The organism is Blautia hydrogenotrophica DSM 10507 (assembly GCF_034356035.1).
In the GTDB taxonomy this organism is placed as follows: Bacteria; Bacillota; Clostridia; order Lachnospirales; family Lachnospiraceae; genus Blautia_A; species Blautia_A hydrogenotrophica.
Map to the genome: position 1 here is coordinate 744,330 of NZ_CP136423.1, position 24,960 is coordinate 769,289.

At 46.8% G+C, this 24,960-nt stretch carries 27 protein-coding genes and 1 tRNA gene; 25 read left to right on the forward strand and 3 right to left on the reverse strand.

Annotated features, from left to right (window positions below):
• The first annotated feature begins 2 nt into the window (after nt 1-2).
• The 13 genes from BLHYD_RS03585 to BLHYD_RS03645 are packed head-to-tail and all read left to right on the forward strand — an operon-like array spanning nt 3 to nt 13,004.
• Nucleotides 3-719, forward strand: coding sequence for an aspartate/glutamate racemase family protein (locus BLHYD_RS03585; protein ID WP_005949624.1), 717 nt, complete (start codon nt 3-5; stop codon nt 717-719).
• 40 nt (nt 720-759) lie between these two features.
• Entirely contained in the window at nt 760-2,130 is a 1,371-nt protein-coding gene (locus BLHYD_RS03590) for a dihydroorotase (RefSeq protein ID WP_005949625.1), read from the forward strand.
• A gap of 16 nt (nt 2,131-2,146) precedes the next feature.
• Nucleotides 2,147-2,875 (forward strand): amidohydrolase family protein, encoded by a 729-nt coding sequence (locus BLHYD_RS03595; protein WP_005949626.1) that lies wholly within the window; start codon nt 2,147-2,149, stop codon nt 2,873-2,875.
• Nucleotides 2,876-2,892: 17 nt separating this feature from the next.
• Nucleotides 2,893-3,564, forward strand: a complete 672-nt coding sequence (locus tag BLHYD_RS03600) for a beta/alpha barrel domain-containing protein (RefSeq protein WP_005949627.1) — start codon at nt 2,893-2,895, stop codon at nt 3,562-3,564.
• Nucleotides 3,565-3,580: 16 nt separating this feature from the next.
• Nucleotides 3,581-4,375 carry a cupin domain-containing protein gene (locus BLHYD_RS03605; RefSeq protein ID WP_005949628.1) on the forward strand — a complete coding sequence of 265 codons (795 nt, stop codon included), beginning with the start codon at nt 3,581-3,583 and terminating at the stop codon, nt 4,373-4,375.
• 24 nt (nt 4,376-4,399) lie between these two features.
• Entirely contained in the window at nt 4,400-5,872 is a 1,473-nt protein-coding gene (locus tag BLHYD_RS03610; RefSeq protein WP_005949629.1) for an FGGY family carbohydrate kinase, read from the forward strand.
• Complete coding sequence (gene gntE / locus BLHYD_RS03615; RefSeq protein ID WP_005949630.1) at nt 5,865-7,160, forward strand: guanitoxin biosynthesis PLP-dependent transaminase GntE; 1,296 nt, start codon at nt 5,865-5,867, stop codon at nt 7,158-7,160. Before BLHYD_RS03610 ends, gntE begins: the two co-directional genes overlap by 8 nt.
• Before the next feature lie 42 nt (nt 7,161-7,202).
• A complete protein-coding gene (locus BLHYD_RS03620) occupies nt 7,203-7,712 on the forward strand; it encodes a nitroreductase family protein (RefSeq protein WP_021845211.1) in 510 nt (169 codons plus the stop codon).
• 21 nt (nt 7,713-7,733) lie between these two features.
• Nucleotides 7,734-8,900, forward strand: a complete 1,167-nt coding sequence (locus tag BLHYD_RS03625; RefSeq protein ID WP_005949632.1) for an NAD(P)/FAD-dependent oxidoreductase — start codon at nt 7,734-7,736, stop codon at nt 8,898-8,900.
• Nucleotides 8,901-8,926: 26 nt separating this feature from the next.
• Nucleotides 8,927-9,721 (forward strand): electron transfer flavoprotein subunit beta/FixA family protein, encoded by a 795-nt coding sequence (locus BLHYD_RS03630; protein ID WP_005949633.1) that lies wholly within the window; start codon nt 8,927-8,929, stop codon nt 9,719-9,721.
• Nucleotides 9,721-10,725: an electron transfer flavoprotein subunit alpha/FixB family protein gene (locus BLHYD_RS03635; protein ID WP_005949634.1), complete on the forward strand. Its 1,005-nt coding sequence runs from the start codon at nt 9,721-9,723 to the stop codon at nt 10,723-10,725. The genes BLHYD_RS03630 and BLHYD_RS03635 overlap by 1 nt, the downstream gene beginning before the upstream one ends.
• 26 nt (nt 10,726-10,751) lie before the next feature.
• Complete coding sequence (lpdA, locus tag BLHYD_RS03640; RefSeq protein ID WP_005949635.1) at nt 10,752-12,137, forward strand: dihydrolipoyl dehydrogenase; 1,386 nt, start codon at nt 10,752-10,754, stop codon at nt 12,135-12,137.
• A 36-nt stretch (nt 12,138-12,173) separates the two neighbouring features.
• Nucleotides 12,174-13,004: an HAD-IIB family hydrolase gene (locus tag BLHYD_RS03645; protein WP_005949636.1), complete on the forward strand. Its 831-nt coding sequence runs from the start codon at nt 12,174-12,176 to the stop codon at nt 13,002-13,004.
• 261 nt (nt 13,005-13,265) lie between these two features.
• On the opposite strand, the gene BLHYD_RS03650 is transcribed toward BLHYD_RS03645, so the two are convergent.
• Nucleotides 13,266-13,652 (reverse strand): thioesterase family protein, encoded by a 387-nt coding sequence (locus BLHYD_RS03650; RefSeq protein ID WP_040350658.1) that lies wholly within the window; start codon nt 13,650-13,652, stop codon nt 13,266-13,268.
• Between the two features lie 190 nt (nt 13,653-13,842).
• Between BLHYD_RS03650 and BLHYD_RS03655 the strand changes: the two genes are divergently transcribed.
• Complete coding sequence (locus BLHYD_RS03655; RefSeq protein ID WP_005949639.1) at nt 13,843-14,244, forward strand: hypothetical protein; 402 nt, start codon at nt 13,843-13,845, stop codon at nt 14,242-14,244.
• 53 nt (nt 14,245-14,297) lie between these two features.
• Nucleotides 14,298-15,080 (forward strand): prolipoprotein diacylglyceryl transferase, encoded by a 783-nt coding sequence (locus tag BLHYD_RS03660; protein ID WP_005949640.1) that lies wholly within the window; start codon nt 14,298-14,300, stop codon nt 15,078-15,080.
• On the opposite strand, the gene BLHYD_RS03665 is transcribed toward BLHYD_RS03660, so the two are convergent.
• Nucleotides 15,052-15,627, reverse strand: a complete 576-nt coding sequence (locus BLHYD_RS03665) for a TetR/AcrR family transcriptional regulator (RefSeq protein ID WP_040350659.1) — start codon at nt 15,625-15,627, stop codon at nt 15,052-15,054. The two genes, BLHYD_RS03660 and BLHYD_RS03665, sit on opposite strands and share 29 nt — an antisense overlap.
• A 340-nt stretch (nt 15,628-15,967) precedes the next feature.
• Between BLHYD_RS03665 and BLHYD_RS03670 the strand changes: the two genes are divergently transcribed.
• Entirely contained in the window at nt 15,968-17,662 is a 1,695-nt protein-coding gene (locus BLHYD_RS03670; RefSeq protein WP_005949642.1) for a S8 family peptidase, read from the forward strand.
• An 87-nt stretch (nt 17,663-17,749) separates the two neighbouring features.
• Here the strand turns inward: BLHYD_RS03670 and BLHYD_RS03675 are convergent, their stop codons facing one another.
• Nucleotides 17,750-18,976, reverse strand: coding sequence for a 6-phosphofructokinase (locus BLHYD_RS03675; RefSeq protein WP_005949643.1), 1,227 nt, complete (start codon nt 18,974-18,976; stop codon nt 17,750-17,752).
• Nucleotides 18,977-19,336: 360 nt separating this feature from the next.
• Here BLHYD_RS03675 and BLHYD_RS03680 point away from each other — a divergent pair, with 360 nt between their 5' ends.
• The 9 genes from BLHYD_RS03680 to rpsR all read left to right on the forward strand — a co-directional run bounded on the left by BLHYD_RS03680 (nt 19,337) and on the right by rpsR (nt 24,818).
• Nucleotides 19,337-20,638 carry a phenylacetate--CoA ligase family protein gene (locus BLHYD_RS03680; protein WP_005949644.1) on the forward strand — a complete coding sequence of 434 codons (1,302 nt, stop codon included), beginning with the start codon at nt 19,337-19,339 and terminating at the stop codon, nt 20,636-20,638.
• A 67-nt stretch (nt 20,639-20,705) separates the two neighbouring features.
• Nucleotides 20,706-21,137 carry an ACT domain-containing protein gene (locus BLHYD_RS03685; protein ID WP_005949645.1) on the forward strand — a complete coding sequence of 144 codons (432 nt, stop codon included), beginning with the start codon at nt 20,706-20,708 and terminating at the stop codon, nt 21,135-21,137.
• A gap of 237 nt (nt 21,138-21,374) precedes the next feature.
• Nucleotides 21,375-21,448 (forward strand) — tRNA-Met (locus tag BLHYD_RS03690).
• A 314-nt stretch (nt 21,449-21,762) separates the two neighbouring features.
• Nucleotides 21,763-22,542, forward strand: coding sequence for a class B sortase (gene srtB, locus BLHYD_RS03695; protein ID WP_040350660.1), 780 nt, complete (start codon nt 21,763-21,765; stop codon nt 22,540-22,542).
• Between the two features lie 23 nt (nt 22,543-22,565).
• On the forward strand, nt 22,566-23,297 hold the full coding sequence (locus BLHYD_RS03700) for an NAD-dependent protein deacylase (RefSeq protein WP_021845205.1): 732 nt from the start codon (nt 22,566-22,568) through the stop codon (nt 23,295-23,297).
• Between the two features lie 6 nt (nt 23,298-23,303).
• Entirely contained in the window at nt 23,304-23,495 is a 192-nt protein-coding gene (locus BLHYD_RS03705; RefSeq protein WP_005949648.1) for a DUF951 domain-containing protein, read from the forward strand.
• Between the two features lie 116 nt (nt 23,496-23,611).
• Nucleotides 23,612-23,899 (forward strand): 30S ribosomal protein S6, encoded by a 288-nt coding sequence (gene rpsF, locus BLHYD_RS03710; protein WP_005949649.1) that lies wholly within the window; start codon nt 23,612-23,614, stop codon nt 23,897-23,899.
• Between the two features lie 68 nt (nt 23,900-23,967).
• Nucleotides 23,968-24,429 (forward strand): single-stranded DNA-binding protein, encoded by a 462-nt coding sequence (locus BLHYD_RS03715; protein WP_021845204.1) that lies wholly within the window; start codon nt 23,968-23,970, stop codon nt 24,427-24,429.
• A gap of 125 nt (nt 24,430-24,554) precedes the next feature.
• Nucleotides 24,555-24,818, forward strand: coding sequence for a 30S ribosomal protein S18 (gene rpsR / locus BLHYD_RS03720; RefSeq protein ID WP_005949852.1), 264 nt, complete (start codon nt 24,555-24,557; stop codon nt 24,816-24,818).
• Nucleotides 24,819-24,960: the final 142 nt, after the last annotated feature.

The window sequence follows — 24,960 nt, forward strand, 5'->3', positions numbered from 1 at the left end:
AGATGATTCGGATTGCTATTATATCACCGATTTTAGCACCGGAGGATGACTATCGGAGCAAGTATCGGCTGAGAGATTGTACCGGTATTCCGGCAGAGTTTGAATTTTCGTATATCAAGAAAGGGCCTAGATTTATTCTGAATGCCTATGACGATGCGCTGGCTGCGCCAGCTTTGCTTCGAAAGGTCCTGGAATATGAAAAAAGAGGGTTTGACGCAGTCGTGATTAATTGCAGCGCAGACACTGCCTTGAGGGCCTGCCGAGAGGCAGTTCGCATTCCGGTGATCGGTCCGACGGAAAGTACAATGCTCTATGCTATGCAGCTTGTAGAACAGTTCTGTGTGCTGACTTTTACCAAAAAGATCAACAACCGCTTTCATAGGATAGCCAGGGAATTGGGGATAGAAGAACGGCTGTGTGAGGTGAGCTCTGTGGAGATAGATTTCTCGGAGATTAGCAACGGGGAAGAAAGAGTGGTAAATGCCCTTTACCGAGAGATTCAGGAGCTTTATGAGCGGACAGGCTGTGACGGATACATTCTGGGATGTACGGATTTTGAAGACCTGGCACCTCAACTAAATGAGAAATTAAGGGAAAACGGGATGGATGTGGTGATTTTTAAACCATTTGAGATTTCTGCGTATCAGGCGTATATGACAGTTGCCATGGGACTGCGCCAGGGGACAGACAGCTATCCAAGATCTCAGATTCAGATCTGAGTTTCGGAAAGTACATCATATAGAGAAGGAGTGGATAAAAATGATATATGACTTGATTGTAAAAAATGCTAAGATTGTCAGCCCTGACAGCATCACAGACGGCTGCGTTTTCGTGAAGGATGGGAAGATTGCCGCAGTAGGTGAGAGCGCAGAAGGGGCAAAAGCCCAAAAGATCGTCGATGCAGGCGGAAAATATGTACTGCCTGGAGGTGTGGATGTGCATGTACATTTTCGGGACCCGGGCCTAACTTACAAGGAAGATTTCAGCACGGGTTCCATGGCGGCAGCTGCGGGAGGAATCACGACCGTCTTTGACATGCCCAATGTGCAGCCTCCTACGTTGAGTGTGGAAAATTTTCAGATTAAGAAAAAAATCGCGGAAGAAAAATCCTATGTAAATTATGGAATTTATGCGTATCTGGTCAATAACTTAGATCAGATTGATGGATTGATTGACGCAGGAGTGTGCGGGTTTAAATGGGATTTAAGCACCTTTGACTGGGAACTACCGGAAGGTTACTATCTTCCGGACAACAATGAGGCGGCAGATATTTTCCGAGCAATCGCAAAGCACGATTATGTAGTGACTGTCCATGCAGAGGATATGGAATTAGTGAAAAACTATACGGAGCATCTGAAGGAAGAGGGAAGAGATGAGAAAGACTTCTATTCCCACGTGGAAGCAAGGCCGGATATCGTAGAACTTTCGGCCCTGTACCGTACATTTGTGCTCTCAGAGGTGTCCGGATGTAGAGTACATATCACCCATCTGACTTCGAAACGGGGCTTGGAACTCATCAAAGAATTCCAGAGAAAGGGAACACCGGTGACTTCTGACGTGGGTCCTGCCTGGTTTACTTTCAGTGCAGAGGACTATGAGAAATTTGGCGGCGGAATCCGAGTGATTCCAGCCATCCGTTACCGGAAAGATTCGGATGCTTTGTGGAAAGGACTGGCCAGTGGAGACATCGAGGTTTTGGCCACGGACCATGCACCCCACTCCAATGATGAGAAGTTTAACCGTACCTGGTGGGATACGCTGCCTGGAACTATTGGAGTTCAGACCAGTCTGCCGATTCTTCTGGACCGTGTAAATAAAGGTGAGATCACCATCAACCGGGTCGTTGATTGCATGGCAGCCCAGCCATCGAAGATCTTTGGTTTGTATCCCAGAAAAGGGTGTATCCAGCCAGGAGCAGATGCCGACTTGACGATTGTGGACATGGAAAAAGAGTGGACAGTGACTCACGAGGAAATGTACAGCAAGACAAAGTACACTCCTTACGATGGATTCCAGTTAAAAGGGAAACCAGTGATGACCATTGTCATGGGCTCTATTGTCATGGAAGACGGCAAGATTGTAGGAAAACCAGGACATGGAAGGATGGTAAATCCAAAACAGGAATGGTAATGCGAGGAGGCAGGTTATGATTATAGATCACCACAACCACATCTGGGAAGGCGAGTCTACAGGGGGCTTTCTGGATGAGGGAATGAGTGTAAAGAGGATTCTAAAGGAAATGGACCAAGCCGGAGTGGATGTGGCTGGCGTATGTACAGTAGCCCAGTCCATAGACAATGACTATGTGGTGAATGCGTGTCGGGAACATCCAGACCGTTTCTTTGGCTTTTGTATGGTAAATCCCAGGGATGGACAGGCTGTATCCACACTGCGCCATTATCTAGATCAGGGACTTCGGGGGCTGAAGCTGCATCCCCGGCTGCACGGCTACCAGTTAGGCGATCATGAATTGATGGACCCTCTGATGGAGGTATGTCGGGAGTATCAGGTACCAGTATTTTCCCATGGGGGCTCTGAGGAGAATGACCACCCGTTTTACTTTGAAGAGCTGGCGAGAGCTTTTCCTGAGGTGACAGTGATTTTGGGGCATATGTGTGCGCTTAATTACTGTGATGATGCGATCACGGTTGCGGCACGGAATTCCAATATTTATCTGGATACTTCTACGGCGGAATTGTTCAGTGTAAAAGCGGCGATTAAAAAAGTAGGGGCAGACAGAATTGTCATGAGTACAGACTGGCCAGGCAATGATTTTCGGATGGAACTTTTGAAGATCGAGATTGCATCGGAGGGAAACCAAGAGGTTTATCAGAAGATTGCCGGTGAAAATATGCGAAAGATTATGAATTTGTGAGAGAGAGGAGAACAGGAATGAAACAGAATTTAATTGTAATGCTGACGTTTAATGATGAAACCGTAAAGAATGCCAAGGAGTGTTTTCTGGCATGCAAAGATCTGCCAGTAAAGGACTGGGGATTTAAAGACATCGGCCTTCCTAGAGATGAGATGGTGGATCTAGTAAAGACTATGAAAGCAGAGGGAAAGGTGACGAACCTAGAGATCGTATCTTTATCGGAGGAGGAAGGCCTCGCTGGAGCTAAGATCGCTGTGGAGGCAGGCTTCGATGTGCTGATGGGGACGGTCTACTATGATTCCATTCGGGATTATCTGAAAGGAACCGGTGTGAAGTACTATCCTTTCTGCGGAAAAGTCTATGGTCATCCTTCCATTTTGGACGGAACGATCGAGGAGGTCACGGCTCATGCAAGAGAGCTGGAAGCGAAAGGCGTAGATGGAATTGATCTGCTGTCTTACCGTTATACCGGAGATGCCGTGACGTTATTGGGAGAGGTCGTGAAGGCTGTGAACATTCCGGTTGTCTCAGCGGGCAGCATTGATACTTATGAGAGAATCATGGAAGTCGTAGGTACCGGAGCAGATGGGATGACCATGGGTTCCGCACTGTTTGCCCAGAAGTTTAAAAAGGATGGAAGCTTCCGTGAAAATTTGGAATTGGTTTGCGATTACATGGCAAAACATTAATTAGGAGGATGAGAGTATGGATTTATCAATGAAAAACCCAGGAATGAAATTGATAGAAGGAAATCATTTGAGCATTACCCGTGCGACAGTCGCACCGTTTTCCGCGAATCTGCTGCCGAAAGCCTTTGTACTGGACAGCTTTTTCCCGGAATGGGAAAACACGAAGGTATACGTGTATGCGACGCCTGAGATTGGGGCGAAGTTTATTGAGTGTAAATTAGCCATTGAGAAAGATGGTGGCAGCAAAGAACGGATTTTGAATGGATATGAGAACTTTTTGTATATTATCCGCGGGCAAGTGGAAGTTATCATTTCCGGAAAGACATATTCCATGGAGAAAGAAGGATATTTCTGGCTGCCGCCGATGGTAGACTTTGAGATCAAAAATAAAAAGGAGGAGACAGCGGAGATTCTCTGGGTACGTAAAAAGTATCAGGAAACGAAATTTTTCTCTGTGCCGGACCCGATTATTTCCAGCGTACTGGATATCACGCCGATTCACAGTCCGGCGGAAGAAGAACAGCAGTGTGTTCCTTTTGAGAAAAACAGAGGTTTTGATATGGCTATGAATATGCTGACGTTCTACCCAGGTGTTACCTTCCCATTTACGGAGACCCATGTGTTTGAACATGGTGGATACTTCCTGGACGGAAGAGGAAATTTCTGGATTAATGGAATCAATTACGAGGTTCACGAGGATGACTTCTGTTATATGGCGCCTTATGCACCTCACTATGTGGTTGCTTACGGGCCAGAACCTCTGAGATATTTGCTTTACAAACCTGTGAACCGGGATTTCAGTTTAGAGTAAGGGGTTATCCCATTGGAGGAGCTTATGAGACAGGATATCTATCTGATTGCGGTGGACCAAGGGTCTTCCGGAACCATGAGTGCGCTGTTTGATGGGGATTTAAGACAGGTGGACTGTGTGGATATTCCGGTGTCTGTCGCTACACCAAGATACGGCTGGGTAGAGCAGGACCCGTGGGAGCTGCTGAATTCTGTCCGGGACGGTGCCAAACGGCTGATGGAAAGAAATCCAGAATGTCTAGAAGGTTTGGCAGGAATCGGACTCGCGAATCAGGGAGAGTCCTTTCTGCTCTGGGATACGCAGACCGGGGAACCTGTCACTCCTGTAATAAGCTGGCAAGACAGTCGGAGTGAGAACTACTGCGCTCAGCTAAAACAGGAGGGGAGAGGGCGATGGTTCCATGAGAGGACAGGTCTGCATCTGTCCAGTGAATGGCCAGCGTTGAAAGTGCGAGAGCTGCGCAGATCAGATGAAAAGTTAGATTTGCGGTGCAGAAGCGGTAGAATCGCTTTTGGCCAGTTGGACGCTTGGTTTTTGTATGTTTTGACTGGGCACAGGAGGTTTGCCTCGGACCATGGAACTGCCTGCCGGACTGGATTCTATAATCTAAGACAGGGAAAATGGGATGAAGAGCTGATCGAATTCTTTTGCGGGGATTCTTTGATCTTTCCGGAATTGACAGACAATGTCTGCCGGATAGAAGGGCTGGATTTGGGAATTGGCAAAGAAATTCCCTGGATTGCCGGCGGTCTGGATCAGTCGGTGACATTGATTGGCCAGGGATGTACGCAGCCGGCAGATGCAAAGGTGACTTACGGTACCTGCTGTGCCTGTTGGATGAATCTGGGTTCCAAGCTTGTACTGGATGAAAACCTGACGACGAGTATAGCCTGGAAAATCGGGGAGGAATACACCTACGGGCTGGCAGCGGAAGGAGGAGCTTCCGGCAGTATTGTCACTTGGCTTCTCAGAAATTTCTCCACAGATTGGAGGCTGGAAGATCTCTCACAGATCGCCAGAAGCTATGACGATCAGGAGTCTCTGCTTTTTGTCCCTGCATTTGGAGGTTTGTCAGCGCCATATTGGAAGGAAGCAAAGGGGACGCTGTTTGGAATCACAGCAGGTACCCGGCCGGAACATATATTAAGGGCTGGATTGGATGCGGTGGCCTACACGGTTCGAGATATTTTGGACTGTATGCCTCTGATCAAGAAATTGGTTTTGGATGGAGGAATGTCAGCCAACGAGTATCTAGTTCAAAAACAGGCAAATGTTTTGCAGCGACCGGTGGAGAAATCTCTGGAAAAAGAAGGTACTTTGCTGGGAATTGCCCATCTGTGCACCAGAAGCCTGGGAGTGAGAGCGGGAATAGGAGAAGAGACAAAAGCTGAGATTGTATTTCCGGAGGCAGATGGTCAGGATGGTTATAGGAAGTGGAAACAGGCGGTAAAGACCGTGATTACATATTATAATGGAAGAGGTGTCATAGATGGATAAAAGAAAAAAAACGTCCCAAATGCAGGAACGGGCAATGAAGACGATGCCGTTGGGTGTGAATTCCAACGGACGTTACTGGGGAAAGAAAGTGACTCCATATTTCCAGAGAGGCAAAGGGGCCTATGTCTGGGATGTGGATGGAAATCAGTATATCGACTATCGACTGGCTTTTGGACCGGTAATTTTGGGATATGCCTACGATGAGGTGGACGAGAAGGTAATCAGCGCGATTCGGGATGGAGTGACGCCAGGAATTACGTCTCAATTGGAATTAGAGGCGGCCGAGAAGATTGTGGAGCTTTGTCCAGCTACAGAGAAGGTGCGCCTGGTAAACGGTGGTTCGGATGCCACGCAACATGCTCTGCGGGTGGCACGGGCCTACACAGGAAAAGAGAAGATCATTAAATTCGAAGGGGGCTACCATGGTTCTTATGACTATGTACTGTTCTCTACTTACGCACCGCCATCCACCTATGGGAATTCCAGAAGTCCTATCACAGTCCCGGCCAGCTCTGGAATTCCGTCAGCTTTGGGAGATTTGATCATTACGCTTCCATTTAACAATCTGGAAATTTTGGAGGCGACGTTGAAACGCTGCGGAAATGAGGTGGCGGCAATTATCACGGAGCCGATGCTGGGCAATTTCGGCTGCGCGGACCCGCTTCCAGGATTTATGGACGGCGTGCGTAGACTCTGTGATGAATATGGAATTGTCTGGATACTGGATGAGGTGAAGACAGGATTTCGAATTGCGAAGGGTGGAGCACAGGAGAAATATGGCTATCAGCCAGACATTACCACCTACGCAAAAGCATTGGGGAACGGTTATCCTGTGGCAGCTTACGGAGGTAAGGCCAAGATCATGGATATCGTAGGGCAAGGTGTGACCCAAGGGGGTACCTACGCCGGAAACGCGGTGGCAGCCGCAGCGGCTAAGGCCACATTGGAAATTATGAGTACGCAGAATGTCCACGGGTACATTGACGCTATGGGAAGCAGACTTCAAAATGGGCTGCGGGCGATCTTTAAAAAAGCTGGAATTCCGTGCCTTCTCAGCTCTATGCCTGCAATTTTCTCAGTTAGCTTTGGGATTGAGAGTAATCTGGATGCCAGAGAGTGGGCAAAAGCAGATGCTTCCATATATAAGAAGATTGCAGCGAGAGCTTTTGAGAAGGGAATTCTCATCGACGAGGACCCGAGAGAACCATTCTGTATGTCTTATTCCCATACAGAAAAAGACATCGACGATACGCTGGAAATTTTTGATGAGATTGTGAGAACTTTATAAAGTGAAAAAACTGTCATGGAAAAGAGCGAGGGAGGAAGGAAAATGGATGCAATGCAGGCAATTTTGACAAGAAAGAGTGTCCGCAGCTATACAGGACAGAAGGTGACAGATCAGCAGGTTCAGCAGATTATTGAGGCTGGCATGAGAGCGCCTTCAGGTCTGGCAAATGAACCCTGGAGATTTGCGATTGTACGTGACCCTCAGGTGAAGGGAAATATCGCGCAACTTACAAAACACACCAAAGTTCTGGAAGGTGCGGATGTCTTGATCTGTCTGTTTATGGACAACGAGGTAGGATACGATCTGGTGAAGGATTCCAACACCATCGGTGCGTGCGCAGAGAACATGTTATTGGCTGCACATGCCATGGGGCTGGGGGCCGTATGGATTGCAGAGATTCGCAAAAATAAAGATCGGGTGGCTGAGGAATGTGGAGTAGATCCAGAGAGATACGATATGATGGTCGTGATACCTGTGGGTTACAGCGCCGAATCGGCAGACCCTACACCGAGAAAACGGACTTTGGATGAAGTAATTATTGGAAGAAAATAGGACAAGAGCAGGTATAAGTGTATGAAAATAAGAAAAATTGGAATTATTGGAGGAGGAGTCGCTGGTACAGCGCTAGGTTATTATCTCAGCCTCTATGAGAATGCGGAAATCACAATTTTTGAGAAAGATAGAATTGGATGTGGTTCTACTGCAAAATCAGCGGGGACGGTCTGCCTGTTTGACGACTCTTTGAGCAACCGTTACTGGGACGTGCGGCTGTATGGCTTTGAGACTTATCGGAAGATGGAAGAGGAGGAGAAGGGCTCCGCAGGTTTTGACCAAACTGGAACTTTGGTGGTGGCTACTAACGAGGAAGTGGAGCAGGTGATACGAACCGGTATTGCCCTGGCAAAAGCAGCCGGCTATCAGGGAGAGTATATCACGGATAAAGCGCGGATTCAGCAGATTCTCCCGGATATCGACACAGAACATATTCTCGGAGCAGGCTACACCAAAGATGACGGCTACTTTGACGGGACGATGATTTCGAATACTTATGCCCGGAAATTAAAAGAGAATGGCGGCAAAATTCTGACCATGACGAAGGTGATTGAGCTGTTGAAAGAGAACGGCAAGGTCATAGGCTTAAAGACAGAGGATGGGACTTCCTATGCGTTTGATTATGTGGTGGATTGTACAGGTCCGTGGAGCCGCATAACAGGGAATATGGCAGGAATTGACGTGCCGGTATGGCATACGAAGGCGGAAGCGTTTTTCCTGAGTCCTCCTGGTAAAAAACTGGACTATGTTTTTCCAGTACTGAAATACCCGGCTTTTTACGCTCTGCGTGCAGGTGATAACATTTTTATCTGTAAATCCCATCTGTCCATGGATTTAAACAATCCGATGCATGCGGGCAACTGGAATCCAGACGAGATTCCGGCGACAGGAGGAACCGACGAGTATTTTATCGAGTTCTTATTTGAACAGTTAGAGACAACAGTTCCTGGAATTTTGGACAGCGGTCTGGTGTCCTCCTGGCTGTCTTATCGGGCAGAGACGAAGGATTTCCTGCCAATTCTGGGAGAGACTCCAGTGGAGGGATATCTGGTGGCTTCCGGTTACGGTGGAAATGGAATCATTGAGGCACCGGCAGCCAGCAGGGACTTGGCGAAATACATCATGACAGGGGAGAAGACGCCTCTGTTGGAGGATTGGGCGTTCATGCGTCTGGTGGAACGTGCATAAAGGCCGAAGGGCAAAGGGAGGCAAAGATGAAACTTGCTGTATGTATCAAACAAGTGCCGTCTTCCAGTGAGGTATCGGTGGATCCAGTGACTCATAACCTGATTCGGGAGAAATCAGGGACGATGATGAATCCATCGGATCTCAATGCCTTGGAGATGGCCTTGGGTATAAAAGAAGAAAATCAGGGCGTCTGTGAGACTGCCGCAATTACCATGGGGCCGCCTGGAGCTCAGGAAGAGCTTCGCACAGCAATGGCCATGGGGATTGACAGGGGCTGCCTGCTCACGGACCGGTGTCTGGCAGGGGGAGATACGATTGCCACTGCCAGAGCTTTGGCAAAGGGGCTGAGCAGACTGGGAACCTATGACTTGATTTTAGCGGGTGCGGAATCTTCGGATGGGGCGACGGGACAGGTCGGACCGATGTTGGCAGAGGCCATGGGGCTTCCTCATGTTTCCTCTGTTCAGCGGATAGAGAAGGTGAGTGAGGGAGAGATACAGGTGCTGAAGAAATTTCATCAATCTGCGGTGCGTCTGCGTGTAAAACTGCCGGCAGTGGTCACAGTCGTATATGGATGCAACGATCCTCGCCTTCCCACTCTGCGCTCTAAGATGGCTGCTAAGAAGAAGGAAATTGTTGTCTATACCAACGAAGAATTGCAGATTCCAAAAGAGCTGGCTGGCCTGCAAGGGTCTCCCACAATGGTGACGGAGTCTTTTCTGCCGGAACGCGTTCAGACGGAGAATTTTCTGACAGGAAATGCCAGAGAAATCGCACAGAAGATTTTGGAATTGGTTGAGAAAGAGAGGGGTAATACATAATGGCGAGTGGAATCTGTGTTTTTGCAGAACATTGGAATCAGGAACTGAGCCCCGCTTTCTTTGAATTGATCACGGCGGCCTGGGAGCTGAAGGAAAAAACGCAGGAACCGATACAAGTACTTTTGGCCGCGGCACAGCCAGAGACTCTGATGACTCAAATGAAAGGACTGCCGATTGACGCGATCTATGCGGTAAAGCTTCCCAGGGAAATCTGTTTTCAGGAGGAGCGTTTGGCCAGGGTTTATAGTGAGATGCTGAAGGAGATTTCTCCTAGTGTGTTATTAGTGCCTGCCAGTGACCAAGGGAGATCGATTTTCCCCAGGGTAGCGTATCGGCTGGGAGCTGGGATGACTGCGGACTGTACGGAGCTGGAAATTAGAAAAAGGGAAGATGGTTCCCATGGACTGCGTCAGATCAAGCCTTCCTTCGAGGCGAATGTCAAAGTGTGCATTGAGTGTAAAACAGGGATTTATCCTCAGATCGCGACACTGAGGGAAGGGGTTTGCGAGGCATGGCAGTTGGACGGCAAGGAAAGAGATATCCCAGTGATCTGGATGGACGGCAGTCTCGAGGAAGAGGTTTTGGTGGAGCTGCTGGAAGTACTGCCTCCAGCTGCGGAGGCTGGAAGTTTGCAAGCAGCCGACGTGGTGGTTGTGGGCGGAAGAGGAGCACTGGAGAAGGATAATTTTCAATTGCTGCGAAAGCTGGCAGGCCAGTTGGGAGCAGCAGTGGGCGGAACCCGCCCGGTCATGGATATGGGAGAGGTTCCTTTTGAGAATCAGATTGGCCAGACGGGCTGCACGATTCGTCCAAAGATCTGTCTGTCTTTTGGGGTCTCCGGGGCAGTGCAGCACACAGAAGGAATCAAGAATACAGCTTTGTATATTGCTGTGAATACTGCTGAGGACGCACCGATTTTCCAGGTGGCGGATTACGCAGTGAACGCAGATATGAGACCTATTTTGGAAGAATTGCTGACTCTTTTGAAAGAACGGCAGGATTAAGATAAGAGGGAAGGAGTGAGAGGAAGATGGAACGTACGTTTGATTTGATTGTGCTAGGAGCTGGGCCGGGAGGTTATGTGGCGGCAATCCGAGGAGCGCAGCTAGGGATGAAAGTGGCGGTTCTAGAGAAAAAACATGTGGGCGGAGTCTGCCTGAATATCGGATGTATCCCGTCCAAAAATCTGATTTCCAGCGCGGCTTTGGTGAGTGGAGCCGGGAAGTTGGCAGGTTTTGGAGTTCGGACGGACTTCACAGGCTTTGACTATGGCAGTGTACATGCTCAGTCTAGGATGGCAGCTGAGACTTTGTCAAAGGGAATCCGTTATCTGCTGGACAAAAACGGTGTGACTTTGGTGGAAGAGGCTGGAAGGATTACCGGGCCGAGAGAAGTTACGACAGCTTCAGGCGAGAAACTGAGTGCTCAGAATATTATCGTTGCCACAGGTTCCAGGCCGAGACAGATACCAGGATTGGAAGCAGACGGCGAACAGATTTTTTCCTCGGACGATATGCTGTTGTGCAAAGAGTTGCCGAAGAGCATCTGCATCATTGGCGGCGGAGCGATAGGCTGTGAGTTCGCCTATATTTTAAACTCTTTTGGGGCATCGGTATCCTTAGTGGAGATGACGGAACATTTGCTGCCGAATGAGGATGCGGAGGTGGCGAAAGCTTTGGCCATGGCATTTAAAAAGAAAAAAATCAGCGTGCACCTGAAATCAAAAGCTGAGATTGTCCGGAAAGACGACCAGGGTGTGACAGTGAAAATTACAGATGTAAAAGGAAAAGCCAAGGAAACCACAGTGGAAAAAGTCCTGGTGGTGACAGGAAGAGTACCGAATACAGAGGATCTGGGATTGGAAGAAGTCGGAGTGGAACTGGAAAAAGGCTTTGTGAAAGTCAACGAATATTATCAGACTAACGTACCTTCCATATATGGAATTGGGGATGTTGTGCCGACGCCTATGCTCGCCCATGTTGCCTCGAAAGAAGGGGAACTGGCGGTGGAGTATATCGCCGGAAAGTCAGGTACGGAGGCTCCTTTTGTGCCTTATATTCCAGGGTGTGTGTACTGCGAACCCCAGGTGGCCGGTTTTGGTGTCACGGAGGAAAGCGCCTTGGCTCAGGATTCTGAGGCGAAGGTTTTCAAATTTCCGTTTAAGGGAGCAGGAAAGGCAGTTGCCATTGGTAAGAGTGAGGGATTTGTCAAGATTATCACGGATCGGGACGGGCAGATTGTCGGCGCACATATCATAGGAGCAGACGCGACAGAGCTGATTCATGAGCTGGTTCTGGCTGCCTGGAAGAAGATTCCTGTTCAAGAAGTGGCGAAGATGGTGCACGCGCACCCAACGCTCTCTGAGGCAGTGATGGAATGTTGTAGAGGATATGAAGATTGGATGATTCATATCTGAGCGGGAAGAAAATGTTAGGATGAGAGGTAGAACTGGATGGAAACACTGTATGTGTCCGATTTGGATGGGACTTTACTTAACAAGAAGAAAGAAATCACGCCGAAAACCGCTGAAATTTTGAATCGGTGTATTCGCGAAGGTATGAAGTTCTCTGTGGCGACGGCCCGTATGCCTTATGGCTGTGATTACAGATTGCAAGATCTTGCCATGACGACACCGGGGATTTTGACGAATGGAGTCTTCCTCTATGATTTTAACCAGCAAAGGTATTTGGATGTCCAGGCAATGGAGCCAGAGGTAGTAAAAAATGCGCTAAAAATTTTTAGAAGGTTTGGAATTTCTTGTTTCCTCTATTTATATAAGAAAGAACAGCTCAGCCTTTACTATGAAGATCAGAAGATGGAATCTCAGGTTCAGTATTACAGCGAACGGGCGTTGGAAAGCTGCAGCGAAGTAAAAAGAGTGGATGACTTATTTGAAATTTTGCAGGAAGGGAAAGTGGTTTATCTGGCAGTGACAGACTGCCAGGAGACTTTAAGTCCTGTCTTGGAGGAGCTGGGACAGGTTTCCGGACTTAGATATGCCTATTACCTGAATATCTATAATGGCCTTTACTGTCTAGAGGTGTTCAGCGACCAGGCCAGCAAAAAAGAGGCTCTGTTAAAGCTAAAAGAGATGACAGGTTGCGACCAGGTGGTGGTTTTTGGAGATAATCTCAATGATCTTCCGATGATTGAAATTGCTGACAGAAGCTATGCTCCGGCCAATGCCTTGGAGGAAATCAAAGGGCGCGTGACCGGAGTGCTGGATGACTGTGACCATGACGGTGTGGCAAAATTTTTGGAGAGAGAGTGGAAAAATAAGTAAGGAATAAAGTGGGCAAGCCAACTTCAACTCCCCCATCCCTTCAATCTTTGAGGGCGCAGCTCACTTTGAGCGCCGCCGCAACACCGCCTTGCGGTGAAATTCCTCATTGCGGCGTGCGCATCTTTAGAGGAGCGTTTGTGTAATAGGAGAGGACTTTCATGCATTAGCGTGATAAGGTCTTTCCTATTACACGAAAAAGAATCCTGCGGTGCAGGATTCTCCGTCTGAGGCGAGACTGGAACATCCAGTCTCGTCTTAGTTTTAGCCTAACTTTTTTTCTGCCTTCTGGGAAAATCTTGCGTTGTCCACGATGAACCTCTCATGAGTTCCCTCGCCTACGACGCCGGCGGCATCCCGGGCGGTCAGACGGAAGGTCAGCTTTCGTCCATCCACTTGGATAAGCTCGCTCTCGCAGGTGACGGTCATGCCTACCGGAGTCGGGGCGTTGTGGTGAATATCCAGGTAACTGCCGACGGTACCGTTTCCCTCTTCCAGGTAGGGAGCGACGCTCTTCCAGGCAGTCAGCTCCATCAAGGCGATCATGGCCGGGGTGGCGAAGACATCCAAGGTGCCGCTTCCCATGGTTTTTGCGGTGTTGGCTTCTGTCACCAGTACTTCCTGAGTTCCTTTGATTCCAGCTTTTAACATAGAGAATCCTCCTGTAAGTAATTCATTTTCTGTGCTCTCATCATACACAAAGCATGATGGCAAGTCAACAGTATTGCCTGTGACATTTTGGTTATACACGGGCTTCTAGTGCAGCGGGAAAATTTTAGTTGACGAAACAGGGGTGTAGGTATAAGATACATTTTAACATGAAAACTAAAAATAGAGAGGTATGTGGATGAGAGAAAAGTTTTTACATTTTATGCAGGGGAGATACGGGGCGGACCAGTTGTACAGGGTCATGCTGATTGGAGGAGCGGTTCTCGTCATTCTATCAAACTTTATTTTTGAGGTGTTTTTTCTGTTGCTGGGTTGGATTTTAGTGGTTCTTGCGTTTGTGAGAGCTTTTTCAAAGGATTATAGCCGCAGATATGCAGAAAACCAGAAATTTTTGGAATTGACCGGGAAGATCAGAAAGGTTTTCGGGAAACAAAGGTATGTGATGGAACAGAGAAAGGATTATCATATCTATACCTGCCCTCAGTGTAGACAGAAAATTCGAATGCCGCGAGGCAAGGGAAAGGTGGAAATTTCCTGTCCGAAATGTCACACGAAGTTTATTAAAAAAAGTTAGTATGAAACCTGCCGCTGGTGGAAAATGGCGGGAAGAGAGAAGGGATGTAATTATTGAAGAATGAGTTGTTGACGATTGGGCCATTTACCGTGTATGGATACGGTCTGATGATAGGGATTGGAGTGATAGCAGCATATCTCACAGCAGAGATGCGGGCGAAAAAACAGGGACTGGACAATGGAGAACGGGTATTTTCCCTAGTGATCTGGTGTGTGATTGGCGGGATTCTGGGAGCCAAGCTTTTGTATTTGATTACACAGTATCGGGAAATTCTGGCGGACCCCGCGGAGATCTTCCGGGATTTTGCGGACGGTTTTGTGGTCTACGGAGGAATATTCGGCGGGATTTTGGCAGGCTGGCTGTACTGCCGGGTGCTGAAGTTGCCGTTTTTGAAATACTTTGATTTGGTAATGCCGTCCATAGCGCTGGCGCAGGGCTTTGGGAGAATCGGATGCTTTTTGGCAGGCTGCTGTTACGGGCAGCCCACGAACAGTTGCATCGGAATCACGTTTACAGATTCTGCCTATGCGCCTAATGGGGTTGCGCTGATTCCAACACAGCTGATTTCCAGCGCGCTGGATTTTCTGCATTTTGGACTGCTGCTGTTTTTGGCGCGAAAATGTAAGGCGGACGGACAGGTAGCTGGTTTTTATCTGGTCTTCTACAGCGCGGGCCGCTTTGTACTGGAATTTTTTAGAGGAGATCTGGTGAGGGGAAGCGTGGGAGCGCTTTCCACCTCGCAGTTTATCTCAATTTTTACATTTTTTGCGGGAATTATCATGGTGGTCTGCCTGGGCAGACGCCGCGCTATTTCAGCAGAGGATGAATCCCATTGAGCAGCAGAACATCTGCTAGAGAGGCCATCTCTTCGGCAGATTCCTGGAAGCCGCCTCTAAGCCAGGCTTCCATCAGGCCGATACAACCGGCGGCGGTGTAGGCGAAGAAATATTCGAATTTGTCAGGGGCCATGCCGCGGTCTTCCCAGGAATGGCGGACTCTGGTTTTGACGAGTTCTTTCAGACGATTGATAAAAGTTAAATCGCCGTGTGGGCCCATAAAGGCACGCACGGTTTTTTCATTGTTTGCCAGAAAGGTGAAGACGTTCGTCAGTACGGTTAACGTGGTGGTGGTGGAGTCATCGCCGGAGGCATTTTCGTGAAAAAGTTCGTCGAACTGTTGAAACAGTTCATCCTCCACCTGGTTTACCATGTCAAAGATGTCTCTGTAGTGAAGATAAAAGGTGCCTCTGTTTAGATCTACCAGGTCTGTTAACTCCCGTACAGAGATGTGATTGACGTCTTTTTCTTCCATAAGCTGAGTCAGTCCTTTTAAAAGAAGGGCTTTTGTTTTGCGCACGCGGCGGTCTATCTTAGTGTTTTCCATAGCAATAATTTCCTTTTCTGAGATTACAGTTGTTTTTTTAATCTTAACTGATCGGGAATAAAAAATCAACAAGAGTCTATTAATTAACATGATTTCACGTAATAGTTCATCCATACCGTGCGAGGTAGCATAAAACATAAGTGCATGTTTTTGAAAGCAGATATCTGTACGAGTTGAACTGTTACAAGCCAATATATCTATCTGTAATTGTTTATATATTAACATTTTGGGGGAATTAGGCATCCGTGCAGCAAAGGTGAAGGTCCAAGTGACGAATCTGTTACATAGTATAGAAGAAAATAGCATAAATTATTGAAAAAAGAAACTGTGGGAGTGAGTGATGACGCTGAGTGCGATGGATTATATATCACCTGCTTTGGATGAAAGCTATGCGGATTTTATCGTACGGCATGACCAAAATGTAGGAGAAATTTTTTCGGATTTTTCGGAAGACTATATTCAAAGGATTGATGGGACTTATGCGGTCTTGTATACGCCGTTGTCGGAGCTCAATGGTCTTGGAGTGGATAGCTATACCTACAACACCATTCCCAATTGTTTTACCTATATGGACAGCCAGGCTTTGGCAGCCTCTAGGATTACGAACCTTCAAAATCATCCGTATCTTAATCTTCAAGGAAGAAATACTGCAATTGCTGTGATTGATTCGGGGATAGATTACACGCATCCGGCTTTTTTGAGCTATGAGCGTACCAGGATCGCCTATCTATGGGACCAAAGAATCCCGTCTGATAACTCGACCGTTCCCTATGGAAGTGTGTATACAGAGGAACAGATCAATGCAGCGTTACAGTCAGAGGACCCTTGGGAAATAGTGCCTTCTAGGGATGAAAATGGTCATGGAACATTTATGGCGGGAATAGCGGCAGGGACTCCGGAGCCGACGGAGGAGTTTTCAGGGGCTGCACCGGAAGCTACTTTAATTATTGTGAAACTAAAACCTGCTAAAAACTATCTGAGAGAGTTTTATTTTCTTCCAGAAGGGGTGGATTATTATCAGGAAAATGATATTATGTTTGGAATTAGTTTTGCTTTGGAATGTGCCAGGCAGCTTCAGATGCCACTGGTCATTTGCATAGGGCTTGGAAATAATCAGGGGACTCACCAGGGAAAGAATCCGTTGGCATTGTATATGGACAGCGTGACCAGGAACCCGCAGACAGCTGTCACGGTGGCGGCTGGCAATGAAGGAAACTCCAGGAGGCATTACATGGGAGAAATTCGGCCACAAGAGAGAAACGTGACCGTAGAGATGCGGGTAGGGGAGGAAGAACGAGGCTTTTTTGTGGAGTTTTGGGGGAGCTCGCTGTATCTTTACCGGGTCAGGCTTCAATCTCCGTCGGGTGAAATTCTGGATGTGAGTACGATCAGAGGAACTGGCACGCAGACTTTGTCTTTTGTGTTTGTGGAGACAAAAGTAGAGGTGGGGTATTCGGCTATAGAACTGCAATCTGGGAGTACCCTGATTTTTTTTCGCTTCATAAGTCCTGTGGCGGGAATCTGGCGCTTTTTAGTCTATAGCGAGAGTTTGGACACTGTAGAATTTCATATGTGGCTGCCGGTACATACAACTTTTCGCACAGAAACTTATTTTTTAGAACCGTCTCCTTATAACACAGTGACAAATCCGGGAGATTCGGAGGACTCCATAACGGTGACAGCATATGACAACCGGGACCAAAGTTTGTATCTGGAAGCTAGTAGGGGATATACACCCAATGGAGTGGTGAAGCCAGATTTGGCTGCTCCGGGAGTGCTGCTGACAGGGCCTGGTTCCCAAGGTAGGTATGTGCAGCGCTCGGGTACTAGCGTGGCAGCTGCTCAGACGGCGGGAGCAGTGGCGCTTCTCATGGAGTGGGCGGTGGTCAGGAAAAATGCTCCTTATTTAAACGGGACCAGTGCTAAAAATTATTTGACCAGGGCTGCGGCAAGAGACGAGGGCCTGACTTATCCGAATCCAGATTGGGGATACGGAAGACTGGACTTGTACCGGGTATTTGAGCTTCTAACGTGAGAATGAACTGTACTGGGTTTCTTTTCTATAGCATAAAAAGAGGGCTTCCCCAAGTTATTTCTTGACTTGAGGAAGCCCTTATCCAGACTATTTTCGGTATACGAAAGCAGGCAGACCATCTTTGTCCATGGGAACCTTTACGGTACCCTGTACCAGTGGTTTGGCATAGGTGAGGAATTCTTTTTCTACATCGGAGCCGTTTTGAGAAATCCAGGACAGAGAAACGGTTTTTGTCTGGTTACAGATTCTGTTCACATCTTCCAGTCCGCAGGTCAGTCGGTAAGGGCTGTCGCTCTCACGGACGAAAGAGATCATTTTCCCAGTATTTCCATCTAAAATGGATTTCACACCGAAACGGCCTGCCATGACAGCTTCCTCTTGGTCTGTCTCGGAGATGGTCATGGAGGAACAGCGTTGACACACGTTCAGTTCTACGGAACGAGCTTTTACATTCAGGCGATTTCGCAGCAGATTTTCCAGGTATTTGCCGCAGCCAGACAGCATTTTGTGCCCAAAGGTATCGCAGCCTACATCGCTGTCATACTCACAGATCAGCTTTCCAGAGGCATCGTGGATTCCCTCGGATACACAGACGATGACGCTGGCAGACTTCTGGAAGGAATTTTCTACGTCCTTCAGAAATTTTTCCACATCAAAATCCACTTCTGGCAGGTAAATCAGGAAAGGATTGTCACCTTCGTATCTTCTGGCAAGAGCGCTAGAGGCAGTTAGCCAGCCGGCATCACGGCCCATGATCTCTACGATAGTCACGGCTTTTTTCTCATAGACACTGGCGTCTACTACGATCTCACGGACTGTGGTCGCAACGTAACGTGCAGCGCTGCCGAATCCAGGGGTGTGGTCAGTTAAAATAAGGTCGTTGTCTATTGTCTTGGGTTCTCCTAGCACCAGAATATCGCTGTCAATCTGCTGAGCATAGCGGGAAAGCTTGCTGACGGTGTCCATGGAATCATTGCCGCCGATATAGAAGAAATAGCCGATATTCATCTCTTGAAATTTTTGGAACAGCCGGGGATAGACCGGATCTTTTAAATCTTCTGGAAGTTTGTACCGGCAGGACCCTAAGTAAGCTCCAGGAGTTGTCTTTAAGTATTCTAATTTTTCACCGGGCAGTTCCTTGGCGAAATCTAAAATTGTGTCGTTTAGAAAACCTTCAATTCCATTTACCATTCCATATACGTGCCCAATTTGGTCGCTGTGAGCAAAGCTTTCAGAGACTACCCCGTAGAGACTGCTGTTGATGACAGCAGTAGGGCCGCCTGATTGTCCAACGATTAAATTTTTCATAGCCATTCATATTCTCCCATCGTAATTTAGTACTCACACTATACCATATTTTGGGAGATAAGAAAACTGGAAGTTACTGTGAATGGGATGGACAATAGCAGTTAAAAAATTCGCAGGGATGAAGTGCTATATAATTCTTGCGCATTTATATATTTTAAGCTAATATGAAACTAGATCTTACTTTTGGGGTTTGTCAAGCTAATCTGCGAAAGAGATAGGCTTTCAGAAGAAATCATCGCAGTGTCAAATGAGAATTGACCGAGCAAAGCGAGGGGTACTTTTTGAATGAAAGTTCAAGAAGGTGAGGAGATTGATAACTTGGAATGTTGACGTGAGATCTTAAAGATAAGGAAAGGAGTGGTTAAAATGGGAAATTATTTCCAGCCAGAAATCGAATGTGCGTCCCAGGAACAGATTAGAGAATGGCAGGACGAACGTCTGGTAAAACAGGTAAGACACGTATATGACAACGTGGAATACTATCGAAATAAAATGAAGGAAAAAGGTGTGGAGCCCGGAGACATCAAATCCAGGGAAGATTTATATAAGCTTCCCTTTTTGACAAAAGAAGATCTTCGTGCAGCGTATCCCTATGGACTTTTAGCGACGCCTCTGTCTGAGTGTGTGCGTATTCAGTCTACTAGCGGCACGACTGGAAGAAGAGTAGTAGCATTTTATACACAGCATGACCTGGATTTATGGGAGGAATGCTGTGCTAGGGCAATTGTGGCAGCCGGAGGAAGCAAAGAGGATGTTGTGCATGTCTGCTATGGTTATGGACTGTTTACCGGAGGGCCGGGGCTGAACGGAGGTTCTCATAAGGTGGGTTCTTTGACGCTGCCGATGTCTTCAGGGAACACAGACCGTCAGATTCAGTTTATGACAGATTTAGGCTCCACCATTTTGTGCTGTACACCGTCTTATGCTGCCTACCTGGCTGAGAGCATCATCGAGCGTGGTGTGAAAGACCAGATTAAGTTAAAAGCTGGAATTTTTGGAGCTGAGGCATGGACAGAGGAGATGCGGCACGATATTGAGGAAAAGCTGGGAATCAAGGCATATGACATTTATGGCCTGACGGAGATTTCAGGGCCGGGAGTCTCTTTTGAGTGCAGTGAGCAGACAGGCATGCATATCAATGAGGATCACTTCATTGCGGAGATCATTGATCCGGTTACGGAGGAGGTTCTTCCAGACGGACAGAAAGGGGAGCTGGTATTTACTAGCATAACGAAGGATGCATTTCCTCTTCTTCGCTATCGCACCCGTGATATCTGTGTTTTGACTAGGGAGAAGTGTTCGTGTGGAAGAACGCACGTAAAGATGAGCAAACCGATGGGCAGAAGTGATGATATGCTGATTGTCAAAGGTGTGAATGTCTTCCCGTCTCAGATTGAGACTGTTCTGATGAACAAAGGATATCCGGCGAATTATCAGATTGTCGTTGATCGTGTAAACAACAGTGACACGATTGAAGTGCAGGTGGAGATGACACCAGAGATGTTCTCCGACAGCTTGAAGCAGATGTCAGTGAGGGAGAAAGAACTGGTACATGCTCTGAAGGCAATGCTGGGCATCTATGCAAACGTAAAACTGGTAGCGCCAAAATCCATTGCTAGAAGTGAAGGCAAGGCTGTTCGCGTGGTTGATAAGCGTCATCTGTATTAAAAAGTTCATTTGATATAGGGTGTCAGCGTGTCGGTTGTCACCGTTAGGTGGAAAAGGAGGTACAATTATGACAGTAAGACAGATCTCTATTTTTTTGGAAAATAGCCCCGGGAAATTACAGGGACTCAGCGATATCTTGGAAAAATATGGAATTAATATGCAAGCTTTGTCTCTGGCGGAGACTACAGATTTTGGAATTGTAAGGTTGATTGTAGATGACCCTTATAAGGCGTCAACGGTACTGAAAGATGAAGGCTATATCTGTTCCATCACAAAGGTTTTGGCGGTCGAGATTCCAGATACGCCGGGAGGTCTGGCAGGGGCCATCCGTGCGCTTGGAGATGAGGGCATCAACATAGAGTATATGTATGCGTTTATCACAAAGAGAAAGAATGTAGCCTATGTGATTTTCAGAGTGGAAGACAACGAGAGAGCGATTAAAGCGCTTTTGGCAAAGAAATACCGTCCTCTGTGTCAGGAGCAGCTCAGTGAGATGTGAGCCAGAAATTTTTGTGTGCGCTGTAAACTTTGCAGCGCACACAGCGTATGAGTTACAGTTCGGGCTTCTAATATCCCGTGAAGTGTGTTACTGCTCATGAACCGCAAGTAAGTGAACGTAACTATTCACATGGCTGAATAGTTACAAGTGAAGTAATGCCAAAAGGCGAAGTATTGACAAATGTAGATAAAAGAAGTATAATAACCTTATTAAGTACATATACTAATTATTAGATGACGCGGGGTGGAGCAGTCTGGAAGCTCGTCGGGCTCATAACCCGAAGGTCGCAGGTTCAAATCCTGTCCCCGCTATTTGTAGCAAGGGCTCTGTGGGAGATACAGAGCCTTTTTTGATTCCTTAGGAAAGTCCTTCGGACTGTCCTGTGGTACTGTTATACATTGCAAGATTTGTCCATTCTTATTATAATGATAAAAGAGCTACAGTTCAGCCCTCCAATGTCCTGCGAGGTGTTTTTGTACCTTATGTGCAAAAGTTCCGAGATATACTCGCACTGAACTGCTGTCTACAGCAGCTTGTGTGCGTTGCGAAACGTGTTACTGCTCACGAACTACAAGCGAGTGGACGTAACATAGAAGAGTTACCAGAAACTAAGATGGGAGAGAATATGGGTAAAAAGACAAAAAAGAAGAAAAAAGCGATTGACTATGTACTCACAGTTGTTCTGATTATAGCCATTGGAATTTTCATTTTTGCGGCATATAATCTCATACATATCTATTTAGAGTACAAAAAGGGGTCCGATGAGTATGACGCGATTGAGAAGATGGCAGTCACCGAGAGAGATCCTAATGCGAGAGACGAAGAAGATGACGGTGAATTGCAGCCGCCGATTGATGTGGACTTTGAGTCGCTGCGGAAGGTGAATGAGGATGTGATCGGCTGGATATATGTGGAGGGGCTTGATATTAGCTATCCAGTGGTCCGGGGAATCGACAATGAGTATTATCTTCACAGAACCTATGAAAAGACTTATAATTTTGCGGGGACGATTTTCGTCGACTATGAAAATAACGATGATTTCAATGACTGTAATACGCTTGTATATGGACATAATATGAAAAATGGCTCTATGTTTGGTACGCTGAAGCAGTTTTCCGAGGGGGACGCGTACAGCAAAAGTCACTACTTCTGGATACTTACCCCGGAAAAAAATTATAAATATGAAATTTTTTCAGCCTATGTGACGGCGGTAAACAGCGATACCTACACATTGTTTAAGGGGCCGGGCAAAGAATTTAAAGACTGGATTGCGAACATGAGGAGCAATTCTTCCATTGACACAGGGGATATTTCTTTGGGCATCAAGGACAAAGTAGTGACATTGTCTACCTGTACAGGAAACTCTTCTACGCGCTATGTGGTTCAGGGAAAGAGGTTAAATTGACAATCTGAAAGGAGTTCTGAATGATGGAGAAGGAAATTGAGAAACTTCAGGAATTGATTGACACGCACAGTAATATTGTATTCTTCGGTGGAGCAGGGGTGTCCACAGAGAGTGGGATTCCAGATTTCCGGAGTGTGGATGGGCTGTATAATCAAAAATATGATTATCCGCCAGAGACTATTTTAAGCCATACGTTCTTTATGAGAAAGCCGGAAGAATTTTTTCGATTTTATCGGGACAAGATGCTGTGTGACACAGCAAAGCCTAACGCTGCACATCAGAAATTAGCCATGCTAGAGAAAGCTGGAAAATTGAAGGCAGTGATCACCCAGAACATTGATAATCTGCACCAGATGGCAGGCAGCAAGAAAGTGCTAGAGCTGCATGGTTCCGTACATAGAAATTACTGTATGAGATGTGGAAAAGCCTATGACTTTGCTTATATGAAGAACGCAAAAGGCACTCCTAAATGTGACTGTGGCGGGATTGTCAAGCCAGATGTGGTTCTTTATGAAGAGGCACTGAACACGCAGACTCTATCGGAGGCAGTCATGGCGATCTCACAGGCGGAGGTACTGATTATTGGGGGGACCTCATTGGCCGTCTATCCGGCTGCCAGTTTGATTGATTATTATCAAGGCGAACATTTGGTGGTAATTAATAAATCGCCGACGCCGAGGGACCGTTATGCAAATCTGCTGATTCAGCAGCCGATCGGCCGAGTGTTTTCTCAGATTACTGTGAAGGGAGCGTAAGAATTCATGGGGAAGAACTATGAAATCGGAGATGTGGTAACTCTGAAAAAAGCGCATCCTTGTGGGAGCCACGAATGGGAGATTTTGAGGGTAGGAGCCGACTTTCGCTTGAAATGTATGGGGTGCGGACACCAGGTTATGATGGCGCGTAAGTTGGTAGAAAAAAATGAACGGGGACTGATTAAAAAAAATCAGTAAATTCATACTTTACACAAAGCGCGATTTATGTTAAAATTAGCAATCGTGATATATTTTAAATATCCTTGCTCCCTGCACAGGCAAGGGGCCAAAAGACCATAAGGAGGTAAAAGAGCATGAACAAGTATGAGTTAGCATTAGTTGTGAATGCCAAGGTAGAGGACGATGTACGTGCGGCAGTTGTAGAAAAAGCAAAAGGATACATCACCCGTTACAATGGCAATATCACAGAAGTAGAAGAATGGGGTAAGAAGAAATTAGCTTACGAAATTCAGAAAATGCATGAAGGCTTCTACTATTTTATTCAGTTTGAAGCAGACGCAGATTGTCCAGCAGAAGTGGAAAGACACGTTCGTATCATGGACAATGTATTAAGATACTTAGTCGTTCGGAAAGACGCATAAGACCTTATAGGGAATTTTGGAAAGCACCATTAATAATGCACTCTTGAGAAAGATATGAGGTAGATTTTATGAACAAAGTAATTTTAATGGGACGCTTAACAAGAGATCCAGAAGTTCGTTATTCGGCAGGAGAAAATTCTCTGGCAATTGCTAGATACACCTTAGCCGTTGACCGCAGATTCCGCCGTGATGGAGAGGCGACTGCAGATTTTATTTCCTGTGTCGTATTCGGCAGAGGTGCAGAGTTTGCAGAGAAGTATTTCCACCAGGGAATTCGTATAGTAGTCAGCGGAAGAATTCAGACTGGCAGTTATACAAACAGGGAAGGCCAGAAGGTGTATACGACAGAGGTAGTTGTGGAAGAGCAGGAATTTGCAGAAAGTAAATCTGCCAGTGACAGCTATGCGGCGTCACATCCGAGAACTCCTGCGCCGGCAGAAGCGCCAGCGGCACCCAGCAGTGCGGCGGCTTCCATCGACGGTTTTATGAACATTCCGGATGGAATTGATGAAGAATTGCCATTTAACTAGAAAGCTAGGTAGGTGGCATGGACAGGCAGGAAAAGCCTGCGTTCACAAAAAAGTAGCAGAGCGGATGTGTGTCTGGTGACATTTCAGATGTCCGCTTAACTGAATTATAGAAGGAGGTTATACTCATGGCATACAATAGAGGCGAGAGACCAGATTCTCCGATGAAGAGAAGAGGCGGCCGCAGAAGAAAAAAAGTATGTGTATTCTGTGGAAAAGAGAACAATGAGATCGATTACAAGGATGTAGCAAAGTTAAAGAGATACGTATCTGAGAGAGGAAAAATTCTTCCGAGAAGAATCACAGGAAACTGTGCAAAACATCAGAGAGCTCTGACTGTTGCAATCAAGAGAGCACGTCATATGGCTATGATGCCTTACGTGCAGGATTAATTTGTGAAAGACAGACACCAACCATTTTATGTGGTTGGTGTTTTTTTATTTACTAGGAAATTGCGATGGATATCCTAGTAGATGAAAAACCTCCGGACAGAATGCACACGCCCCTCAAAGATTGAGGGGAAGCTGAAATGGG

Excerpts from the sequence above, each read along its gene's own strand:
- BLHYD_RS03700 (WP_021845205.1), top strand. The coding sequence starts at position 22,566 with ATGGAGAAGGAAATTGAGAAACTTCAGGAATTGATTGACACGCACAGT.
- BLHYD_RS03625 (WP_005949632.1), top strand. The coding sequence starts at position 7,734 with ATGAAAATAAGAAAAATTGGAATTATTGGAGGAGGAGTCGCTGGTACA.
- BLHYD_RS03600 (WP_005949627.1), top strand. The coding sequence starts at position 2,893 with ATGAAACAGAATTTAATTGTAATGCTGACGTTTAATGATGAAACCGTA.
- BLHYD_RS03590 (WP_005949625.1), top strand. The coding sequence starts at position 760 with ATGATATATGACTTGATTGTAAAAAATGCTAAGATTGTCAGCCCTGAC.
- gntE (WP_005949630.1), top strand. The coding sequence starts at position 5,865 with ATGGATAAAAGAAAAAAAACGTCCCAAATGCAGGAACGGGCAATGAAG.
- BLHYD_RS03605 (WP_005949628.1), top strand. The coding sequence starts at position 3,581 with ATGGATTTATCAATGAAAAACCCAGGAATGAAATTGATAGAAGGAAAT.
- BLHYD_RS03645 (WP_005949636.1), top strand. The coding sequence starts at position 12,174 with ATGGAAACACTGTATGTGTCCGATTTGGATGGGACTTTACTTAACAAG.
- BLHYD_RS03635 (WP_005949634.1), top strand. The coding sequence starts at position 9,721 with ATGGCGAGTGGAATCTGTGTTTTTGCAGAACATTGGAATCAGGAACTG.
- BLHYD_RS03620 (WP_021845211.1), top strand. The coding sequence starts at position 7,203 with ATGGATGCAATGCAGGCAATTTTGACAAGAAAGAGTGTCCGCAGCTAT.
- lpdA (WP_005949635.1), top strand. The coding sequence starts at position 10,752 with ATGGAACGTACGTTTGATTTGATTGTGCTAGGAGCTGGGCCGGGAGGT.
- BLHYD_RS03685 (WP_005949645.1), top strand. The coding sequence starts at position 20,706 with ATGACAGTAAGACAGATCTCTATTTTTTTGGAAAATAGCCCCGGGAAA.
- BLHYD_RS03665 (WP_040350659.1), bottom strand. The coding sequence starts at position 15,627 with ATGGAAAACACTAAGATAGACCGCCGCGTGCGCAAAACAAAAGCCCTT.
- BLHYD_RS03630 (WP_005949633.1), top strand. The coding sequence starts at position 8,927 with ATGAAACTTGCTGTATGTATCAAACAAGTGCCGTCTTCCAGTGAGGTA.
- BLHYD_RS03705 (WP_005949648.1), top strand. The coding sequence starts at position 23,304 with ATGGGGAAGAACTATGAAATCGGAGATGTGGTAACTCTGAAAAAAGCG.
- rpsF (WP_005949649.1), top strand. The coding sequence starts at position 23,612 with ATGAACAAGTATGAGTTAGCATTAGTTGTGAATGCCAAGGTAGAGGAC.
- BLHYD_RS03680 (WP_005949644.1), top strand. The coding sequence starts at position 19,337 with ATGGGAAATTATTTCCAGCCAGAAATCGAATGTGCGTCCCAGGAACAG.
- BLHYD_RS03585 (WP_005949624.1), top strand. The coding sequence starts at position 3 with ATGATTCGGATTGCTATTATATCACCGATTTTAGCACCGGAGGATGAC.
- rpsR (WP_005949852.1), top strand. The coding sequence starts at position 24,555 with ATGGCATACAATAGAGGCGAGAGACCAGATTCTCCGATGAAGAGAAGA.
- BLHYD_RS03670 (WP_005949642.1), top strand. The coding sequence starts at position 15,968 with ATGACGCTGAGTGCGATGGATTATATATCACCTGCTTTGGATGAAAGC.
- BLHYD_RS03655 (WP_005949639.1), top strand. The coding sequence starts at position 13,843 with ATGTGGATGAGAGAAAAGTTTTTACATTTTATGCAGGGGAGATACGGG.
- BLHYD_RS03610 (WP_005949629.1), top strand. The coding sequence starts at position 4,400 with ATGAGACAGGATATCTATCTGATTGCGGTGGACCAAGGGTCTTCCGGA.
- BLHYD_RS03595 (WP_005949626.1), top strand. The coding sequence starts at position 2,147 with ATGATTATAGATCACCACAACCACATCTGGGAAGGCGAGTCTACAGGG.
- srtB (WP_040350660.1), top strand. The coding sequence starts at position 21,763 with ATGGGTAAAAAGACAAAAAAGAAGAAAAAAGCGATTGACTATGTACTC.
- BLHYD_RS03715 (WP_021845204.1), top strand. The coding sequence starts at position 23,968 with ATGAACAAAGTAATTTTAATGGGACGCTTAACAAGAGATCCAGAAGTT.
- BLHYD_RS03650 (WP_040350658.1), bottom strand. The coding sequence starts at position 13,652 with ATGTTAAAAGCTGGAATCAAAGGAACTCAGGAAGTACTGGTGACAGAA.
- BLHYD_RS03675 (WP_005949643.1), bottom strand. The coding sequence starts at position 18,976 with ATGGCTATGAAAAATTTAATCGTTGGACAATCAGGCGGCCCTACTGCT.